Origin of the sequence: Paraburkholderia sp., from assembly GCF_035656215.1 — a bacterium.
GTDB lineage: Bacteria > Pseudomonadota > Gammaproteobacteria > Burkholderiales > Burkholderiaceae > Paraburkholderia.
Genome location: NZ_DASRSY010000145.1, coordinates 1 through 18,441 on the forward strand (window position 1 = coordinate 1; position 18,441 = coordinate 18,441).

Genomic DNA, 18,441 nt, shown 5'->3' on the forward strand with positions numbered 1-18,441 from the left:
GTCCGAAATCGTCGGCGTGCCGAAGATCTGCGGATTCGCGTCGGCGCCCTTGACCGCGGCGACGGCCGCATCGGCCAGACGCTGCAGGCCGGCGTTACACGGCGTGATGGTCGAGTGGCCGTTGGCGATGCCGATCATCGGTTTGTCGAAATCGTCTTTCTGATAGCCGAGTGCGTAGTACATCGAGCGGTTCGGCGAACGCGCCACGCCTTGCGTGATGTTTTTCGAACGACGGTTGTATGCCATGGGGAACTCCAATCTGTTTTGTTTTGATCCGTGCTGCGTGTTTGCCGCCCAGCTGGTGCGGCAGGCGCTACGCCGACGTCGCCAATGCGCTTGCCGGCAGGTACGACGGCGCTTCAGTCCAGTTTAGTTCCGACGCGTCGCGCAAGGATGCAGATTTGCCAGGCGTGTGTCCAATATATTATTCAGGCTCGATTAGGTCGTAAAATGTATTAATCATGCTGCCCGCTATCCCTGATCTGCGCCAGTTGCGCTATTTCGTGACCGTCGCCGAAGAAAAGCACTTCGGACGGGCGGCCGTGCGCCTTTCCATGACGCAGCCGCCGTTGTCGCAAGCGATTCGCGCGCTGGAGGAGACGCTTGGCGTGGCGCTGTTCGCGCGCACCAAGCGTTCGGTGGAGCTCACCCCGGTGGGCGCCGACCTCCTGCCGGAAGTGCAGCGCCTGCTGGCGAGTGCCGAGGGGTTGCGGCCGCTGGCGCAGAGCCTCGCACGAGGCGAGGCGGGCGCGCTGTCGCTGGCGTTTGTCTCCACGGCCGACTACGGCCTGCTGCCCTTGCTGTTGCGTGATTTCGGCGCACGGCACCCACGGGTACGCCTCGAATTGACCGAAGCCACCGGCGACGTGCAGGTGGAAGAACTCGTCGCCGGGCGCATCGACGCGGGTCTCGCGATCGCGCCGCTGCCGTCGCGACATGCCACCCAGCTCTCGTGGCTGCCGATCGCCCGCGAGCCCCTGGTGATCGCGATGTCGACGGAAACGGCGGCGCGTGTAGGCAGCGCCGCCGGGTCTAATGCCGACCCGCGCGCCGAGTGGCTGGACACACCGATTAGCCTGCGCGACGTCGCCGACGAACCGCTCGTGATCTTCCCAAGACGTTTGGCGCCAGGCTTTTATGACATCATTATGGATTGCTACGGCGTGGCGGGTCTCGTACCCCGGATCGGGCAGGAAGCGATCCAGATGCAGACGATCGTGAGCCTCGTGTCGGCCGGCATGGGCGTCGCACTGGTGCCGCAATCGTTGCGTAACCTGCGCCGCACCGGCGTCGTGTACCGGCCGTTCGCCGAATCGGTGCCGGCCATCGAGACGGGGCTGGTCTGGCGCACGGCGGAGGTGGGTCCGGTGTTGGCCGGCTTCATCGAAATCGTGCGAGCGCATGCGGCCACTGTCGAGGCGCGGTTTGCGGCGCCTCGTGATTAGGCTTGACGTTGCCGCGAACGCATTGCAAACCGAACCGTCCAACGCATGCCGCATGGTGTGCAAACCGCCGGCTGCTGCTTGAAAATCGACTAGAAATCCGCTTCTGAACCTGAACTGCCCATAACAACACGATGCTCATTCACCCGAATTTCGATCCCATTGCCATTCATCTGGGGCCGCTCGCTGTGCGCTGGTATGGACTGATGTACCTCGTCGCGTTCATCGCGGCGATCGTTGTCGGCCGGCTGCGGCTGCGTTTGCCGTACGTCGCCGCGCAAGGCTGGACCGCCAAGGACATCGACGACATGCTGTTCTATGGCGTGCTCGGTACGATTTTCGGCGGCCGGCTCGGTTACGTGCTGTTCTACAAGGCGAGCTTTTACTTCGCGCATCCGCTCGACATTTTCAAGGTGTGGGAAGGCGGCATGTCGTTTCACGGAGGCTTCCTCGGCGTAACGCTTGCGATGGTGCTGTTCGCTTATCAGCGCAAACGCTCGTGGCTGCAGGTCACCGATTTCGTCGCGCCGATGGTGCCGACCGGGCTCGCGGCAGGGCGCCTCGGCAACTTTATCAACGGCGAGTTGTGGGGGCGTGTAACCGATCCGTCGGCGCCCTGGGCGATGCTGTTTCCCAGCGCCGCACCGGACGACGCCGCGTGGCTCACCGCGCATCCGCAACTGGCCGCGCAATGGCATCTGAACGAAGTGTTCGCCCAATATCACATGCTGCCGCGTCACCCGTCGGAGTTGTATGAGATTGCGCTCGAAGGCGTGGCGCTGTTCTTCGTGCTGTTCTTCTTCTCGCGCAAACCGAAGCCGCTGGGCGCAATTTCCGCGGTGTTCCTGATCGGCTACGGCCTCGCACGCTTCACGGTGGAATTCGCGCGTGAGCCGGACGACTTCCTTGGGCTTCTGGCAATGGGCCTTTCGATGGGCCAATGGCTCTCGCTGCCGATGATCCTCGTTGGCATCGGCGTACTGGTGTGGTCCTATCGCCGTGCACGGCGTAAATCGGGGCAAGCGGTCGGTGCGAACTGAGCGCTGCGGTTTATCGTAGTGGATGCGGTTTTATCGTCGACGCAGGGCGAACCGTTACGGTCGGTTAGCGTGAACTGACCGCTACGTTTTATCGTAGTGAGCGACCAATAAACAAGCCACGGCATGCCGTGGCTTGTTACTTTACTGCCTCAAAGCAGCACATCAAGCGTAAAACGCGTTACTTCATCTGCACCGAGCCGGACACGTTGACCGTCACGGTCGACGTACCACCTTCGAGCGGCACTGGAGCGGATGCCTTCGCATCGGCGCTCATGGCGCGTGCGCTCATCATCATCATCGGACGCGGCATGACGCCGTTGTGCCCAACGTTGACTTCACGAATCGAGTAGCTGCTGTAGCCGAACGCCTGCGCCGACGAAGCCGCCTGCTCGCGGAACGACTTGATGGCTTCGCCGGTGAGCTTCTGCTCAGCAGCACGCTGCGCTTCGGGCGACAGGGAGAACTGCACGTTGCCGACCTGCATGATCGATGCCATCTGACCCGCGAGTTTCGACGCCGCGGCGAAGTCGTGCGATTCGAGCACGACTTCCGTACGGCCGCGCCATGCGGAAATGCGGCCGTCACGGTCGGTGGACGGGTAGATCGAGAAGGAACCGGTGCGGGCCGTTACGCCGTTCACGCCCTTGGCTTTTTGCAACGCCGCATCGGCGCGCTGATTCAGTGTGGAGGTGAGCGCGGACGGATCGCTCGCTTCCTGCTCATAGAACAGCGTGATATCGACGACGTCTTGCGGCACTTCCGCGCTTGCTTGTGCATTCAGCGACAGCACACCCGCGGGCTGATACTGCGTCACGCCTTGCGCGCGGGCCATGGCCGGCGTCAGGGCGAGCGCGGCAGGGGCGGCGCATACGAGAGCGAGAGCGAGTGCACGTGCGGTGTTTTTCGTCATTCTTGGACTCCTTGCTGGAACAGGTTTGTGCACGATTGGAGCGAACACCGTGCAATGGCACGACGTTTGCGAGTCCGTTAGGCGCTTGTAACCTGGGCTTGGTTCCCTAATTTGACGTGTGCTCAACGTTTGCCTATATCCGCGCGCAGATTTGCACATGATTGCAGCAGCAGCGGGTCGCATGTGCGTATGCAACGTCAAGCAAGACGTTTGGTGATGAAGCGCCATTCGGCTTCGGTTACCGGCGTGATCGACAGACGGTTGCCTCTCGCGAGTACGCGCATGTCCTTCAATTCCTCATGCTCGCGCAGTGCGGAAAGCGGAATCAACGGGATCTTCTTCTTGAACACCACATCGACGAGTAGCCAGCGCGGCGTTTCCTGCGACGACTTAGGGTCGTAGTAGGGGCTCTTCTTATCGAATTGAGTGGGGTCCGGATAGGCGGTGGACGACACCTCCGCGAGCCCCGCAATGCCGGGCTCAGGGCAACTCGAGTGATAGAACAGCACAGCGTCGCCGACCTGCATCATGTCGCGCATGAAGTTGCGTGCCTGATAGTTGCGCACGCCGGTCCACGGCAACGTGTGTTGCGGTGCCTGGGCGAGATGGTCGATGCTTGCTTCGTCCGGTTCGGACTTCATTAGCCAGTAGCGCATGAATCGAATTGAACGTTAAAGGTTTGAGAATACAGAAGAAAAACCGAGACCCAAAGAAAAACGGCACCGAACCGAAGTTCGATGCCGTTTTGAATAAGATCCCCACCTTAGCCGCTAGGCCGGCATCCTGAACCGGGGGTTCAGAATTGGTCGCAGTTAGCAGCACTTCGGGTACATCAGACAGAGTGACGCGCACACCCGTGCTACAAATTTCCACAACCGTGCACATGGCATTGGTTCAAGGAATATATGACCTTGGCGAACCAGGCAGGGAAGACAAACCGATTGAACTCAATTGTTTACGTGAGTCTTTGCTCATGCATTCCGCTTGAATTCGCAGCCGATCTCAGGACCGGCTACTTGAAATTATTCGAGACTGCTGGGTACTTACTGCATGCTGTACTGCTGAATCACAGTACCCAGTTGTTCGTTCATTTGATGCATTGTACGCCGGATTTCTTCGGCAGGAAATGCTTCTCCGTGTCGCACGCTGCTTTGCAGCTTAAGCAGTTCCGATGCCAGCGACAGCGCAGCCATGACGGCAATGCGATCCGTGCCGCGCACGTTGCTGTTGTTGCGGATCTTCGACATCTCGGCGTCGACGCGTGCAACCGCTTCAAGCAGCGCGCCTTCCGTTTCCGGCGAGCAGGCGAGGCGATAGGGCACGCCGAGAATCGATACTTCGATCTGCTTGGTGGTCATGCATTTTCTCCATGGCGGGTGGCGTCGCTCTCCGCTTCGACCTCTTGCGGCGCGGCCTCGAGCAGATCGAGCTGATTGTCCGGCTCGCTGTGCGCACGAGCCCGCGGCAGCTTTTCGAGGATCGCATTCAGGCGTACCTGTGCGTCGTCGATCTTTGCCGACAGCGCGTCGCGTTCCGCTTGCAGTGCATCGCGCTCCTCGCGCATCAACGCGAGTTCAGTGCGCGTGGCCTCGGCTTCGGCACGCGTTTGGGCGAGCTGATCTTCGAGCGCGAGCCGCGCTTCATTGTGGCGTTGGCTGATCGTGATCAGCTTGCCGATATTCTGTGAAAGTGTTTCGAGTTCGGTGAGCATCTGCTGCGTCCTCTAAAGACATCGCATTTTAGCGCGGAATGTCGCAGGTTCCGACAATTGTCTCGTTTCGAGACGTAACAACATCGCTTTGTGCAGGCTTTTATCGACCATATGATGAAAAACGACGCGTGCATCGGACAATAACCTGCACATAACAGAACAGATTGCGCGCGGATTAACCATTCTTGACGGACTCGAGGGCCGCTCCTAAACTGGCCGCACTCTGGTGCCCGCGCGTGCTTTTCCATAGTGCGCGCAGTTAAACGGGAAGCAGGGCGCGCGCCTCGCCAGAACGCGCGAACCTGCGCTGCCCCCGCAACGGTAAGCGACCGCATACGTCATGCAGGTCGATCCTGATCGCGTGTTTGAAGCTGAACATACGAGTGTGCCACTGCGCGTCACGCGTGGGAAGGCGGGATCGATGTGTCGCCAGCCCGGATACCGGCCAGAGGGAGAGGATCGCCCCACGCAAACGTAAAATAGCGCGGGCGCCTCGTTACGCATCGGCCCGCGGGGAAGCGGGCCGCGCACGCTATCCACAGGAATACCACCCCATGCTGTCCCCAATCGCTCGCGCGGCGTTGCTCGCCTTTGCGAGCCTGCCGCTCGTCGTGCATGCTCAAGCTGCTTCTTCTTCGTCGCCGTCTTCATCTGCCTCTGCCGATTCGGGGGCTGTGGATTCGTCCCCCGCGGTGTTGTCGCCCGTTGTAGTTACCGCGGAGCGCGGGCCGCAGCCGCTCGCCGATGCGATCCCGCAGACCACGCTGTTCGATCAGCTGGACATCGCCGATACGACCGCGGCCGATTTGCCAGGTCTGCTGCAACTCGCGCCCGGTGCGCAAATTTCGCGCACCGGTGGCCCGGGTTCCACAGCGAGCCTGTTTCTGCGCGGCGCATCGCCGACGCAATCGCTTTTGCTGATCGACGGCGTGCGGGTCGATTCGGTGAGTCTGGGCACACCACAACTCGCGCAGATTCCGCTCGACCAGATCGACCACGTCGAAGTCGTGAACGGCAACGTGTCCGCGCTTTATGGCTCCGGCGCGATCGGCGGCGTGGTACAGGTGTTCACTAAAGACGGCGGTGACCATCCTCCGCGCTTCAATTTTTCGGTGGGCTACGGCAGTTATCACACGCAAACGCAGCAGGTGGGCGTGAACGGCGCGCTGGACAAAGACGGCAACACGACCTTCAGCATCTCGCTCGCGCGCTCGAAAGACGACGGCTTCTCGTCGCTCAATCCGGCACAGGCGCCCAGCGCGAATCCGAATGCGAACGGCTATCTGAACGAAAGCCTCTCGGCTTCGCTGCGCCACAAGTTCAACGACAGGTGGGATGCGGGCGTCACCTATTTCCAGTCGAACGGCAATAACAGCTACGACAACGCGTACGGCGTGCCGGCCGATCTGAACAACCTGTATAGCAAAGTGCGCCAGGTGTCGGTGTTCGCGAACGGCAAGCTGACCGACTGGTGGACCACGCACTTCGTGGTTTCCGAAGGCGACGACCGCAGCGTGTCGAATACCAATGGCATCTACAACGGCCGCTTCGATACCGACAATCGCCAGTACACGTGGCAAAACGATTTCGCGCTCGCCGCGCAACAGAAACTGCAGGTCGGCTATGAGCATCTCGATCAGAGCCTCGACTCGGATACGTTCGCGGCGCCCGACCGGCATGTGGATTCGGGCTTTGTCGGCTATACAGGGCGCTTTGGACGCAATCATATTCAGGCCAATGTGCGGCACGATCAGTATTCCGATTTCGGCGGGGCGAACAGTTACTATCTCGGCTACGGTTTCGACCTCACCGAGCATTGGAAGGCGACTGCAAGCTATTCGGATTCGTTCCGTGCGCCGAGCTTCGACGATCTGTACTACCCGATCAGCGGCAATTCGTCGATCCAGCCCGAGCGCAGCCATTCGATCGAAGCAGCGCTGCAGTACGCATCGCATGCGCTTGGCGTGATGCGTCTGAGCGCGTTTCAGACGCGTTATTCGAATCTGATCGACTACCGGCAGGTGACGCCCGGCATTTATCTGGCCGAGAACGTCGGCCGTGCGAAGGTGCAGGGGCTCGAAGGATCGTGGAGCGGCCATGTGGGCAAGACGGATGTGCGCGCGTCGGTGACGCTGCAAAATCCGGTCGATCTCGATAGCGACACCGATCTCGTGCGGCGTGCACGGCGCTTCGCCTCGCTGGCGGTGAACCGCCGCATTGCGGGGTGGCGTGTCGGCGGCGAGTGGATCGTCAGCGGCGCCCGTGAAGATAGCAGCGGCACACTGGGCGGCTACGGTGTGGTGAATCTGTCGGCGCGCTACAACATCACAAAGGCGTGGTACGTGGCCGCGCAAATCCAGAACCTGTTGAACAAGGACTATGAAACGGCCTACTCGTATAACTCGCCGCGGCGCGGTGCGTATGTCACGATCGGCTGGCAGCAGCAGTGACGAACATACGTGCGTGAGAAGGCGCTGATGAACCGAGGCTCGAGCCCGATGCCCACGACCACGCTACGCGTGATGAGCGCGAAGCGCGCGGCCGCGATCTGGCTCGCGCTCGCGGGAGTCGCACTGGCTGTGCTGCTGGCGTCGCTCGCGCTCGGCAGCGTGTCGCTTGCGCCGGCGCGCGTGCTGGCGGCGCTCGTTCCGTCGCACGGGGCGCATATCGAGTCTGCCGATCTCGCCGGTGAGATCGTGCGTAAGCTGCGCTTGCCGCGCGCGGTCGCGGGTTTCGCATGCGGTGCGCTGCTTGCGCTGGCGGGTGCGCTGCTGCAAGTGCTGTTGCGCAATCCATTGGCCGAACCCTACGTGTTAGGCGTGTCGGGCGGCGCGGCGACGTTCGCGCTGGTCGCGATGATCGCCGGTTGCGCGTGGTGGATCGTCGACGCCAGCGCGTTCGCCGGTGCTTTCGTATCGATCCTGCTGGTGCTTGGCCTCGCGCGCCGCGAGTTGTGGCGCGGCGAGCCGCAGGATACGTCGCCGCGTTTGCTGTTGACCGGCGCGGTGATCGCAGCCGGTTGGGGCGCCGTCATTACCTTGCTGCTCAATCTCGCGCCGGACAATCGTCTGCGCGGCATGCTGTTCTGGCTGACCGGCGATCTGAACGGTGGCGCGATGCCGTGGACGGCGCTCGCTGCGCTCGTCGTTGTGCTGGTGGCGATCGTGCCCGTTGCGCCGCGTCTGAATGTGCTGCTGCGAGGCGACGCCGCCGCGCAGGCGCTCGGTGTCGCCGTGATGCCGCTGCGCTTGCGCGTGTACCTGGTGGCGTCGCTGGCGGCCGCGGCGGCGGTGACCACGGCGGGCACGATCGGTTTTGTCGGTCTGGTGGTGCCGCACATGCTGCGGCTCGCGTTCGGTAACGATCAGCGCATGCTGCTGCCCGCTGCGGCGCTCGGTGGCGGCGTCGCGGTGATGGGCGCGGACCTGATCGCGCGGACCGTGATTGCGCCGGGGCAATTGCCGGTCGGCGTGATCACGTCGATCGTCGGCGTGCCGGTGTTCTTGTGGATGCTGTTGCGCAGGCGCCGATGATGAATGCACACCACGCCCCGCATTCGGCGCTCAGCGCGCAACGCCTGACCTTGCGTGCGGGCATGCGCACCTTGCTCGACGCGTTCACGCATACGTTCTACGCAGGTGAGATCTGGTGTGTCGCCGGGCCCAACGGCGCAGGCAAGACGACCTTGCTATCCACGCTCGCCGGTTTGGCGCAACCCGCGGCGGGACATGTCGAACTCGACGGCGTGTGTCTCGCCGACTGGCCGCCGTTGCCGCTCGCGCAGCGTCGCGCGCTGATGCCGCAAAGTGCCGCGGACGCGTTCAGCGCGAGCGTGCTCGATATCGTGATGCTGAACCGCTTTCCGCATCTGACCGGCTGGGGTTGGGAGGGCGAGGGCGATCGTGCGGCCGCGCACGCTGCATTGGACGCATTGGGTCTCGCCACATTCGCTGCGCGCGACGTCCTGTCGCTTTCGGGCGGCGAACGGCAACGCGTCGCGCTGGCGGCGGTGTTGTGCCAGGAGGCGCAGTTGTTGCTGCTCGACGAACCGCTCTCGCATCTGGACTTGCACCACCAGATCGACTGTCTCGAAGCCCTGACCGCCTGGACGCACGAGCCTCGGCGTACAGTGGTGTTTTCGTGTCACGACCTGAACCTCGCGCGCCGCTTCGCGACGCATGCGCTGCTGCTCGACGGCAACGGCGGCGCGTATGCTGGACCGGTGCACGACGTGCTGACGCCCACGCTGACGAGCCGCGCGTTCGGTTATCCGCTGATTCTGATTCGCGACGGCGAGCATGAGGCGCTGATTCCCGCGCCGCGCTTGCGTCACGAATCGCCTGCGGGCTATGACACACCGGCAAGCTAACCGCTTCATCAAAACATTCTCTCTTTTAGAAACGTCTATGACTTCTTTGCCAGGTTTGTCGGGATTGACCGAAGTCGAACCGCTCGATCAAACGCTGCGTGCCGAACTGCAACACATCATCGATACCAAGACCAAGCCGCCCGGCAGTCTTGGGCGGCTCGAGGCGCTTGCGCGCCAGATGGGGTTGATCCAGCGGATCACGCACCCCACGGTCGAACGTCCGGCGATGATCGTGTTCGCCGGCGACCACGGTATTGCGCAGGAAGGCGTCAGCCCCTATCCGCAAGCGGTGACCGCGCAAATGGTCGCTAACTTTCTCGCGGGCGGCGCGGCGATCAATGCCTTGAGCCGCGTCTCGGGCGTCGAGCTCGAAGTGGTCAACTCAGGTATTGCGACGCCGCTGCCGTCGACTGAAGGTCTGATCGACATTCCGGTTGCGGCCGGCACGCGCAACTTCGCACACGAACCCGCGATGACGCACGAACAGACGCTTGCCGCGATGCAGGCAGGCGCGGCTCGCGTGCGGCATCACGCGGCGCTCGGCACCAATGTGATCGGCTTCGGCGAAATGGGCATTGCGAATACGTCGTCGGCCGCGTGTCTGATGAGCCGCCTGTGCGGCGTGCCGATCGACGAATGCGTCGGCCGTGGGACCGGTCTCGACAACGCGGGGCTCGCAAAAAAACGCAACGTACTCGCGTCGGCGCTCGCGCATCACGCCGTTTCCAACGATCCGCTCAACGTGCTCGCCACTTTCGGCGGTTTCGAAATCGCCATGATGACGGGCGCGTATCTCGCCGCTGCGCAAGCCCGTATGACGATCCTTGTCGACGGCTTCATCGCGACTTCGGCATTGCTGGTGGCCGATGCGTTCGCACCGGAGGTGCGCGAATATTGCGTGTTCGCGCATGCGTCGAACGAGGCGGGGCATCGGCGCATGCTCGATCATTTCGGCGCGCTGCCATTGCTCTCGCTCGATATGCGTCTCGGCGAAGGCACCGGCGCGGTGCTCGCAGTGCCGCTGCTGCGCGCGGCGGTAGCGTTCGTCAACGAAATGGCGAGCTTCGAATCGGCCGGCGTCGCGAATCGCGATGTGTGATCTGTCAAAGGCGCTGTCATACAAAGTGCCGCCATGTAGAAGCATGCGCCGCGCTCGCTCATGAACCCGCTCACTGAACTACGCTATTTCTTCACGGCGCTCGGCTATTTCACGCGCGTGCCGGTGCCGCGTTGGGTCGGTTTTGAGCCGCACTATCTGAATGCGGCGGCGCGTTATTTTCCGCTTGTCGGTCTATTGATCGGCGGATTGAGCGCGCTGGTTTATCTCGCGGCGTTGCATGTCTTTCCGGCGGGCGTGGCGGTACTGCTGTCGATGGCTGTGTCGCTTCTCGTTACCGGCGCGTTTCACGAGGACGGGCTTGCCGATTGCATCGATGCGTTCGGTGGCGCCTATACGCGCGAGGACGTGCTGCGCATCATGCATGATTCCCGCATCGGTGCTTTCGGCGCCATCGCGCTCGTGGTCGCACTCGCATTGAAGTGGCAAACGCTCGCTGCGTTGCCGCCGGTGCGCGCCGCAAGTCTGATGATTGCAGCGCATGCGGCGAGCCGCGTGTTTGCAATCAGCTATCTGGCCACACTCGACTATGTGCGTGCCGAAGGCAAAGCCAAACCGGTTGCGCAGCGCTTGAGCGGTCCCGCGTTGCTCTGCGCGGCCGTGTTCGGTTTGCCATTGCTGCTCTGGCCGAACTGGCTCGATTCGCCGAATTGGCGCTTCGCGTGTATGACGCTCGCCGTCCTGGTCGCACTGCGCTTTGCATTGGGCCGCTATTTCGTCCGGCGCATCGGTGGCTACACCGGCGACTGCCTCGGCTTCGCGCAACAGATCTTTGAACTGAGCATCTACCTCGTGGGGCTCGCATGGATATCGTTCTGATTCGTCATCCTGCCGTCGCGCTCGATTCCGGTGTGTGCTACGGCCACAGCGACGTGGCGCTTGCCGAAGACGTCGAAATATCCGCGAGTGCCCTTGCACTGAAACTTGCGACCTTGCAGGTGCCGCCGCCGCGTGTGCTGATGTCGAGCCCGCTGACGCGTTGCGCGACGCTGGCAGCGGTCATGGCGAACGATTTCGGTTGCGCGCTCAGTCATGACGATCGTCTGAAAGAGATGGACTTCGGCGATTGGGAGCAGCAGCGCTGGGATGCGATCGATCGCGGCTTGCTCGACGATTGGGCGGCTAACTTCGAGCACGCGCGGGCGCATGGCGGCGAGAGCGTCGCGCAATTCGTCGCGCGGGTGCGGGCGTGGTTCGACGCGTTCGCGCAGACGCGTGAGCTGTCGCCTGCGTATGTGGTGACGCATGCCGGGGTGATGCGGACGATCGCGTCGCTGGTGCTGGACGTGCCGCTGGAACGCAGTCTGCGCTGGTCGCTGGAGATGACCGGAGTTGTGTGGTTGCGCAGGGATGAGCAGGTGCAGCAGTGGTCGTTGGTGAGGTGGAATGCGTGAAGGGTTTGGAGGAGGTGACTTGCGGCGTGTGCCGCCGGCTGCGAATTGCGCCAGTCTCGGCGACATTCGCGCCACTTTTTTGTAAGTTTTGTCGCGAAAACCCAAAATCGCGCCACTTTTTGGACTGAAAGTGGCGCGATTAACTCGATTTGTGCCACAATAATATGAGAAAAGTGGCGCGAATAAGACTAATCGCGCCACATTGGCTCTACGGTGGCGCGCATGAACAGCAGCGGAATCAAACGGGAATTGGATCTGATCGAGCAACTTATCGCGACAAGCGATAAGGGGCAGGGCGTCCGCGCGCTCGCCGTGGCACTTGCCGCACGGCGGCATCCAATGCCACGCCGCACGCTGCAACGTCGCCTTGACGTGTTGCTGGAAGCCGGCCGGATCACATCAGAGGGCGCAGGCCGGGCGGTCGCTTATAAGCAGGGTTCGGCTTTCGGCAACGTCGCTTCTCCTTCTCAAGCCCTTGCAGGCGCAAGCACGGCCGGCGAAGCCTACGTGCCGGTGTCGGCGACAGGTCTGGAAGTTCGCGCAGCGGTGAACAAGCCGCTGCACGAGCGTCGGCCTGTTGGCTACAACCGCGCGTTTCTGGAGCGCTATCGTCCCAATCAGGACGCGTATCTATCGCAGGTACAGCGCGAACGACTGCACGAATGGGGGCGCACGTCGGCGGATGCGCGGCCGGCCGGTACGTACGCGCGCGACATCATGAGCCGGCTTCTGATCGATTTGTCGTGGGCGTCGTCGCGACTCGAGGGCAATACGTACACGCGGCTCGATACGGTGCGGCTGATCGAGCAGGGGCAAATTGCGGAAGGCAAGGAGGCTCAGGAAACGCAGATGATCCTCAACCACAAGGCCGCGATCGAGATGATTGTCGAGAGCGCTGATGAGGTGGGCTTCAACCGCTTCACCGTGCTGAACCTTCACGCAATTCTCTCCGACAACCTGATGTCGGACCCATTTGCCAGTGGCCGTTTGCGTGAGCGCGAAGTGGAGATCAGCGGCACCGTATTTTTCCCGCTCGCCGTGCCGCAGCAGATCGCGGAGTGCTTTCAGGCACTGCTGAACAAGGCGGCACAAATTGACGATCCTTTCGAGCAGGCTTTTTTCAGCATGGTGCACCTGCCCTATCTGCAGCCATTCGAAGACGTCAACAAACGGGTCTCGCGTCTGACTGCGAACATTCCGTTAATCCGGCAGAACCTGTGTCCGTTGTCGTTCGTCGACGTTCCCGAAAAGGCGTATATCGAGGGCACGCTCGGCGTTTATGAAACCAATCGCGTCGATCTGCTACGCGATGTTTTCATTTGGGCATACGAACGCTCGTGTCAGCGCTATCTGGCGATTCGCCAATCGATCGGCGAGCCGGACGCGTTCCGGCTCAAGTATCGCAATGCGTTGATACAGGTGGTGCAGGAGGTGATTCGCGGCGGCGTTGCCGGCACGCGCGGCGAGATCGAAACACTCGCGCAGGATCTGGTGGACGCGAACGATTTGTCTTCGTTCGTTGATGCGATCCAGTCCGATCTCGATCACCTCTATCTTGGCAACGTCGCGCGCTACCGGTTACGTCTTTCCGAATTCGAGCGTTGGCCGTTCAAGCGAGCAGACGCCGTCTCACGGTAATGCAGTGCTTTCCGCTTCACGACTTTCGCCGCGGCATCACTGTGCGCCGCTCTTCCTGCGCGAGCGCGCCAGTTCCAGGTCTTCGCACATCTGCTTCGCGCCTTGCGCAATACGCGGAGCCGGCCGATTGATCAGATCGCCGTCGATGGCGAACAGATTGTTGTTCGCCACCGCCGTCAGACTCGGCCACGCTCGCCATGTGCCCAGTTGCGGCAAAGTCGTGTCCGGTTTGGTGGCGCCGGGCGCGGTGGTGACGATCGTTTCCGGATTCGCTGCGAGCACCGCTTCGGTCGAGACGGTCGGCACCAGCGGTTCGAGTTTCGCAAACACGTTGCGGCCACCGCATAGCGCAATCACGTCGCTCACCATGTGTTCGCCGTTGAGCGTCATCAACGGCTGATCCCATACCTGGTAGAACACGCTGACAGGCGCACGGCTCGCATACTGCGTGCGCAATCGCGCGATGTCCTGGCGGTATGCGGCCGCCGCTGCATCGGCGGTCGGCGAAGTGCCGAGCAATTGCCCGAGCTTGGTCAGCGACACGGCAACGTCGTCGAGATGATGCGGTTCGCTGAAGAACAGTGGCACATGCATTTCGCGCAGGCGATCAAGTTGCCGCTGCGCATTACCATGCCGCCACACGACGATCAGATCGGGCTTCAACGCGACAATCCGCTCGAGGTCGAGCGCCTTGTTGTCGCCAACGCGCGGCAGTTGCTTCGCTTCAGGCGGATAGTCGCTGTAGGACACGGCGCCGACCAGTTTCGCGCCGCCGCCCGCGGCATAGAGCAATTCGGTGACATGCGGCGCAAGACTGATGACGCGCTGTGCGGGCGCGGGCAAGGTGACGGTTGCGCCGGTGTCGTCAGTGACGGTGATTGCGGCGTGCGCGTGCAGCGTGCTCGCGTAAAGTGCTGCAGCGATAGCGAAGCGCTGCAGTCGAATCATCGGACAGCCTCGCGCAAACTCTCTTCGAGACGTGCCCATTCCGCGTCGCTCGCGGGCAGCCCGAAGCGCACACTGCCCGATGCCGAGAAGAGCCGTGTCCACACGCCACGTTGTGCCAATGCTTCATGCAGCGCGGCGGCGCGCGCGTCGTCGGTCCATGCAAAGAGCGGCGTGCTGTGGGTGGCAAGACCTTGTGCACGCAACAGATTCACCAGACGGGCGCTTTCGGCGTCGAGCCGCATACGCATCTGCTGTTGCCACAATTCATCTTCAAACGCGGTTTTGACAGCATGACGAGCCGGACCGCTGACCGTCCACGCTCCGAGCGTACGACGCAATGCGTCGAGCAAAGCCGGCGCACCGAGTACGAAGCCCGCACGCACACCGGCAAGCCCAAAGAATTTCCCCGGCGAACGCAACACGATCAAGCCGCCGCGATGGGTGCTTGCCGCGAGCGACGCCGCAGGCATCGTATCGGCGAAAGCTTCGTCGACCAGTAGCGTGCCGCCGCGTGCGGCGAGTTGCGTATGCCAGTGCAGCAGTTGGCCGGCGCCCAGATGCTCAGCGGTCGGATTGTTCGGATTCACGACGACCACATGCGTGAGCGTGTCGGGCAAAGTTTCCCAGGACACATGCAGTGGCGCGACCTCATGTCCGGCCCGCTCGAATGCGGGTGCATATTCGCTGTACGTGAGCGTCGCGATGCCCACCTGGCCGCGTGGCAGCAGCGAGGGCAGCGCGCGAATCGCCGCCTGGCTTCCCCCCACGGGCAGCACATGCGCGGCGTCGCGCGCGCCGTAGTAACGCGCGGCGCAGGCGGCAAAGCCGTCACCTTCGTCGGGCAGGCGGCGCCACGCATCGGCGGGAACCGGCGGCACCGGATAGCCGTGCGGATTGATACCCGTCGACAGGTCGAGCCATTGCGCGTACGGAATGCCGTAACGCTCGGCGGCTTCGTGCAGATTGCCGCCGTGAACCACGGCGTTGAACGCGGTGCCAGTATCCGCTTGATGACCGGTCGTTCGATCAACCATGAAAGGGCACACTCAGCAGAGCCAGCACGATCAGCACCGCTAGCCAGAGAATGACCGTGCGTTCGACCAGCATCAAGGCCGCCGTGACATGACTTGCCTTCGCGGGATGTCCAAAGCCGAGCGCCGGTCTGTGTTCAAGCACACCGTGATACACCGCGGGGCCGCCGATCAACACGTTCAAACTGCCCGCGCCCGACGCCATGACCGGCCCGGCGTTCGGACTGTCCCAACGCGGTGCCTGTTCGCGCCAGCAACGCAGCGCGGTGCGCGTGTCGCCGAGCAACGCATAGCTGACCGCGGTGAGGCGAGCGGGAATCCAGTTGAGCACATCGTCGATCCGCGCGGCGGCCCAGCCGTAGCGCAAATAGCGCGGCGTGCGATAGCCCCACATGGCATCGAGCGTGTTGGCCAGACGAAACCCTAGCGCGCCCGGACCGCCCGCGATCGCGAACCAGAACAGCGCGCCGAAAATCGCGTCGTTGCCGTTTTCCAGTGCCGATTCGACGGCGGCGCGCGACAGCGCCGCTTCGTCGGCATGAGCGGTTTCGCGCGACACGATGCGCGCGGTCAGGAGACGCGCTTGCGTCAGGTCGCGTTTCGCCAGTGCCTGCGCAATCGGCGCAATGTGATCGTGCAGACTGCGTGCGCCGAGGGCGAACCACAGCAACATGACGTGCACCGCGCAGGCCGCGAAAAACGGCAGCACGGCGACGAGCCACCAGGCGATCAGCACCGGCGGGATGACCGCCAGCGACCACGCGAGCAGCCCCTTGAGCCGCAAGCGTCGGCCGGTGTTGTAGCGCGTTTCGAGGCGCTTCGCCCATTTGCCGAAACCGACTAGCGGATGCGCGGTGCGCGGCTCACCGAGCCAACGGTCGACGGCAACGCCCGCCGTTGCCAGCGTAACGATCAGAGGGAGCGACAGCATCACGTACTGCCTGCTGTTTTCAGGGCGAGCGGCAAGCCTGCGACCATCATCGTGACCTGGGTGCTCAACGCGGCGACGCGCTGATTGAGCCGCCCGAGTTCGTCGACATAGAGGCGCGTTTCCGCGCCGAGCGGCACGACGCCCAGGCCGATTTCATTGCTGACCACGATGATCTTGCCTTTGGCGTTGACGAGCGCCGCTTCGAAAGCGGCAAAGTGTGCGTGATAGTGATCGACTGGCAAGCCGTCGCCGTCAGGCGGACACAGCAGATTGGCGAGCCACAGCGTCAGGCAGTCGATCAGAATGCAGTGGTCAGGCATGTCGATTTGCGTCACGACGCCGGCGAGATCGACACCTGCTTCCTGCAAAGCCCAATGCGCCGGACGCCGCTCACGATGATGCGCGATGCGCGCGCTGAATTCGGCGTCGTCAGCCACGCGCGCAGTGGCGATGTACGTGACGGGAAGGGCGCTGTTGTTCGCCAGTTGTTCGGCGTGCACGCTCTTGCCCGAACGGGCGCCGCCGAGAACGAAGGTGAGGTCGCGGGGAATCATCGCGTGATTGTACCGGCGTGCAGCGCGCGCCGGCACGATGGGATAATGCCGCGTTCAAATCGCTGCATTGAGGATTCGCTGGGGTACCGCGCTATTGCGTATCACGGCGTCGTTGCCGCTTAGTTGTCACTTCATTGCCTATCCACCGCCGAGCCCGATATTCCGTGACCACGACTTCGAACCCGCATGACGCCGTACCTGTGCCGCGCGGCACGCTGATGATTCAGGGCACCACGTCCGATGCGGGCAAGAGCACGCTTGTCGCGGGTTTGTGCAGGCTGGCGCGGCGCGCCGGCGTGCGGGTCGCGCCGTTCAAACCGCAGAACATGGCGCTCAATAGCGCGGTCACGGTCGACGGCGGCGAGATCGGCCGCGCGCAGGCCTTGCAGGCGGTGGCCGCGGGCATTGCCGCGCACACCGATCTGAACCCGGTGCTGCTCAAGCCGATGAGCGACCGCGGCGCGCAAGTGATCATCCACGGCAAGGCACGCATGAATCTCGATGCACGCGCGTATCACGACTACAAGCCGGTCGCATTCGAAGCCGTGCTGGAATCGTATGCGCGTCTGCAAGCGGCGTACGACACGATTTTCGTCGAAGGCGCGGGCAGTCCCGCCGAGATCAATCTGCGCGACCGCGATATCGCCAACATGGGTTTCGCCGAAGCGGTCGACTGTCCGGTCGTGCTGGTGGCCGACATCGACCGCGGCGGGGTGTTCGCGCATCTGACCGGTACGCTCGCGTGTCTGTCGGAAAGCGAGCAGGCGCGTGTGTGCGGCTTCATCATCAATCGCTTTCGCGGCGACGTCAGTCTGCTCAAGCCTGGGCTCGACTGGCTCGAAGCGAAAACCGGCAAGCCGGTGCTCGGCGTGGTGCCTTACCTGCACGGTCTGACGCTTGATGCCGAAGACATGCTGCCGCCCGAACTGCGCGCTGCGCAAAGCAGCGAAACGGGCCGGATGTTGCGGGTGGTCGTGCCGGTGTTGCCGCACATCAGCAATCACACCGATTTCGACGCGCTGCGCGCGCATCCGCAGGTCGATTTCCATTACGTGCGAAGCGGCACGCCGCCTCCGCACGCCGATCTGATCATCCTGCCGGGCTCGAAGAATGTGCCGGGCGATCTGGCTTTTCTGCGTGCGCAAGGCTGGGATGCGGTGCTGCAACGGCATTTACGTTACGGCGGGCGCGTAATCGGGATTTGCGGCGGCATGCAGATGCTCGGACGCGAAGTGGCCGATCCGTACGGCGTGGAAGGTGCACCCGGAACGAGCGCGGGCCTCGGCTGGCTCGATTATTCGACGGTGCTGACGCGCGAAAAAACGCTCAAGAATGTGACGGGACATCTCGCGTTGC

Annotated in this window: 18 protein-coding genes, 1 other RNA gene, 1 pseudogene and 1 riboswitch; of the genes and pseudogenes, 10 read left to right on the forward strand and 10 right to left on the reverse strand. The window is 62.8% G+C overall.

Going from position 1 to position 18,441, the window contains the following annotated elements; genetic code table 11:
• Nucleotides 1-246, reverse strand: a pseudogene (locus VFE81_RS08350) (dihydroxy-acid dehydratase); the annotation flags it as partial.
• A gap of 215 nt (nucleotides 247-461) precedes the next feature.
• Between VFE81_RS08350 and VFE81_RS08355 the strand changes: the two are divergent.
• Nucleotides 462-1,445 (forward strand): LysR family transcriptional regulator, encoded by a 984-nt coding sequence (locus tag VFE81_RS08355; protein WP_325044149.1) that lies wholly within the window; start codon nucleotides 462-464, stop codon nucleotides 1,443-1,445.
• A 131-nt stretch (nucleotides 1,446-1,576) separates the two neighbouring features.
• Nucleotides 1,577-2,482 (forward strand): prolipoprotein diacylglyceryl transferase, encoded by a 906-nt coding sequence (gene lgt / locus VFE81_RS08360; protein WP_325044150.1) that lies wholly within the window; start codon nucleotides 1,577-1,579, stop codon nucleotides 2,480-2,482.
• Between the two features lie 178 nt (nucleotides 2,483-2,660).
• On the opposite strand, the gene VFE81_RS08365 is transcribed toward lgt, so the two are convergent.
• From VFE81_RS08365 to VFE81_RS08385, 5 genes are all read right to left on the reverse strand, one after another.
• A complete protein-coding gene (locus tag VFE81_RS08365) occupies nucleotides 2,661-3,392 on the reverse strand; it encodes an SIMPL domain-containing protein (RefSeq protein WP_325044151.1) in 732 nt (243 codons plus the stop codon).
• Between the two features lie 197 nt (nucleotides 3,393-3,589).
• Nucleotides 3,590-4,048, reverse strand: coding sequence for an EVE domain-containing protein (locus tag VFE81_RS08370; protein WP_325044152.1), 459 nt, complete (start codon nucleotides 4,046-4,048; stop codon nucleotides 3,590-3,592).
• Nucleotides 4,049-4,143: 95 nt separating this feature from the next.
• Nucleotides 4,144-4,325: non-coding RNA, 6S RNA (ssrS, locus tag VFE81_RS08375), on the reverse strand.
• Nucleotides 4,326-4,435: 110 nt separating this feature from the next.
• Nucleotides 4,436-4,750 carry a cell division protein ZapA gene (locus VFE81_RS08380; protein WP_007175941.1) on the reverse strand — a complete coding sequence of 105 codons (315 nt, stop codon included), beginning with the start codon at nucleotides 4,748-4,750 and terminating at the stop codon, nucleotides 4,436-4,438.
• Entirely contained in the window at nucleotides 4,747-5,103 is a 357-nt protein-coding gene (locus VFE81_RS08385) for an ATPase (protein WP_325044153.1), read from the reverse strand. The genes VFE81_RS08380 and VFE81_RS08385 overlap by 4 nt, the downstream gene beginning before the upstream one ends.
• A gap of 207 nt (nucleotides 5,104-5,310) precedes the next feature.
• Nucleotides 5,311-5,567, forward strand: a riboswitch (cobalamin riboswitch).
• Between the two features lie 90 nt (nucleotides 5,568-5,657).
• Between VFE81_RS08385 and VFE81_RS08390 the strand changes: the two genes are divergently transcribed.
• The 7 genes from VFE81_RS08390 to VFE81_RS08420 all read left to right on the forward strand — a co-directional run bounded on the left by VFE81_RS08390 (nucleotide 5,658) and on the right by VFE81_RS08420 (nucleotide 13,621).
• Nucleotides 5,658-7,553, forward strand: a complete 1,896-nt coding sequence (locus tag VFE81_RS08390; protein ID WP_325044154.1) for a TonB-dependent receptor plug domain-containing protein — start codon at nucleotides 5,658-5,660, stop codon at nucleotides 7,551-7,553.
• A 27-nt stretch (nucleotides 7,554-7,580) separates the two neighbouring features.
• Nucleotides 7,581-8,636: an iron ABC transporter permease gene (locus VFE81_RS08395; RefSeq protein ID WP_325044155.1), complete on the forward strand. Its 1,056-nt coding sequence runs from the start codon at nucleotides 7,581-7,583 to the stop codon at nucleotides 8,634-8,636.
• Entirely contained in the window at nucleotides 8,633-9,472 is an 840-nt protein-coding gene (locus VFE81_RS08400) for an ABC transporter ATP-binding protein (RefSeq protein ID WP_325044156.1), read from the forward strand. Before VFE81_RS08395 ends, VFE81_RS08400 begins: the two co-directional genes overlap by 4 nt.
• A gap of 37 nt (nucleotides 9,473-9,509) precedes the next feature.
• Nucleotides 9,510-10,571 (forward strand): nicotinate-nucleotide--dimethylbenzimidazole phosphoribosyltransferase, encoded by a 1,062-nt coding sequence (gene cobT, locus VFE81_RS08405; RefSeq protein ID WP_325044157.1) that lies wholly within the window; start codon nucleotides 9,510-9,512, stop codon nucleotides 10,569-10,571.
• Between the two features lie 60 nt (nucleotides 10,572-10,631).
• Nucleotides 10,632-11,408, forward strand: coding sequence for an adenosylcobinamide-GDP ribazoletransferase (locus tag VFE81_RS08410; RefSeq protein ID WP_325044158.1), 777 nt, complete (start codon nucleotides 10,632-10,634; stop codon nucleotides 11,406-11,408).
• Nucleotides 11,393-11,983: an alpha-ribazole phosphatase gene (gene cobC / locus VFE81_RS08415; protein ID WP_325044159.1), complete on the forward strand. Its 591-nt coding sequence runs from the start codon at nucleotides 11,393-11,395 to the stop codon at nucleotides 11,981-11,983. Before VFE81_RS08410 ends, cobC begins: the two co-directional genes overlap by 16 nt.
• 222 nt (nucleotides 11,984-12,205) lie before the next feature.
• A complete protein-coding gene (locus VFE81_RS08420; protein WP_325044160.1) occupies nucleotides 12,206-13,621 on the forward strand; it encodes a Fic family protein in 1,416 nt (471 codons plus the stop codon).
• Nucleotides 13,622-13,657: 36 nt separating this feature from the next.
• Here VFE81_RS08420 and VFE81_RS08425 read toward each other — a convergent pair whose 3' ends face one another.
• Genes VFE81_RS08425 through cobU form a run of 4 tightly spaced genes read right to left on the reverse strand, consistent with a single transcriptional unit; the run spans nucleotide 13,658 to nucleotide 17,085 of the window.
• The gene (locus tag VFE81_RS08425) at nucleotides 13,658-14,569 is read right to left on the reverse strand and encodes a cobalamin-binding protein (protein WP_325044161.1); all 912 of its coding nucleotides are present in this window, start codon (nucleotides 14,567-14,569) and stop codon (nucleotides 13,658-13,660) included.
• The gene (cobD, locus tag VFE81_RS08430) at nucleotides 14,566-15,603 is read right to left on the reverse strand and encodes a threonine-phosphate decarboxylase CobD (RefSeq protein ID WP_325044162.1); all 1,038 of its coding nucleotides are present in this window, start codon (nucleotides 15,601-15,603) and stop codon (nucleotides 14,566-14,568) included. The genes VFE81_RS08425 and cobD overlap by 4 nt, the downstream gene beginning before the upstream one ends.
• Nucleotides 15,596-16,531: an adenosylcobinamide-phosphate synthase CbiB gene (gene cbiB, locus VFE81_RS08435; RefSeq protein WP_325044163.1), complete on the reverse strand. Its 936-nt coding sequence runs from the start codon at nucleotides 16,529-16,531 to the stop codon at nucleotides 15,596-15,598. The genes cobD and cbiB overlap by 8 nt, the downstream gene beginning before the upstream one ends.
• Nucleotides 16,531-17,085, reverse strand: a complete 555-nt coding sequence (cobU, locus tag VFE81_RS08440) for a bifunctional adenosylcobinamide kinase/adenosylcobinamide-phosphate guanylyltransferase (protein ID WP_325044164.1) — start codon at nucleotides 17,083-17,085, stop codon at nucleotides 16,531-16,533. Before cobU ends, cbiB begins: the two co-directional genes overlap by 1 nt.
• A 218-nt stretch (nucleotides 17,086-17,303) precedes the next feature.
• Here cobU and VFE81_RS08445 point away from each other — a divergent pair.
• Nucleotides 17,304-18,441, forward strand: a 1,138-nt coding sequence (locus VFE81_RS08445) for a cobyric acid synthase (protein ID WP_325044165.1), incomplete at its 3' end; no start/stop codon positions are given.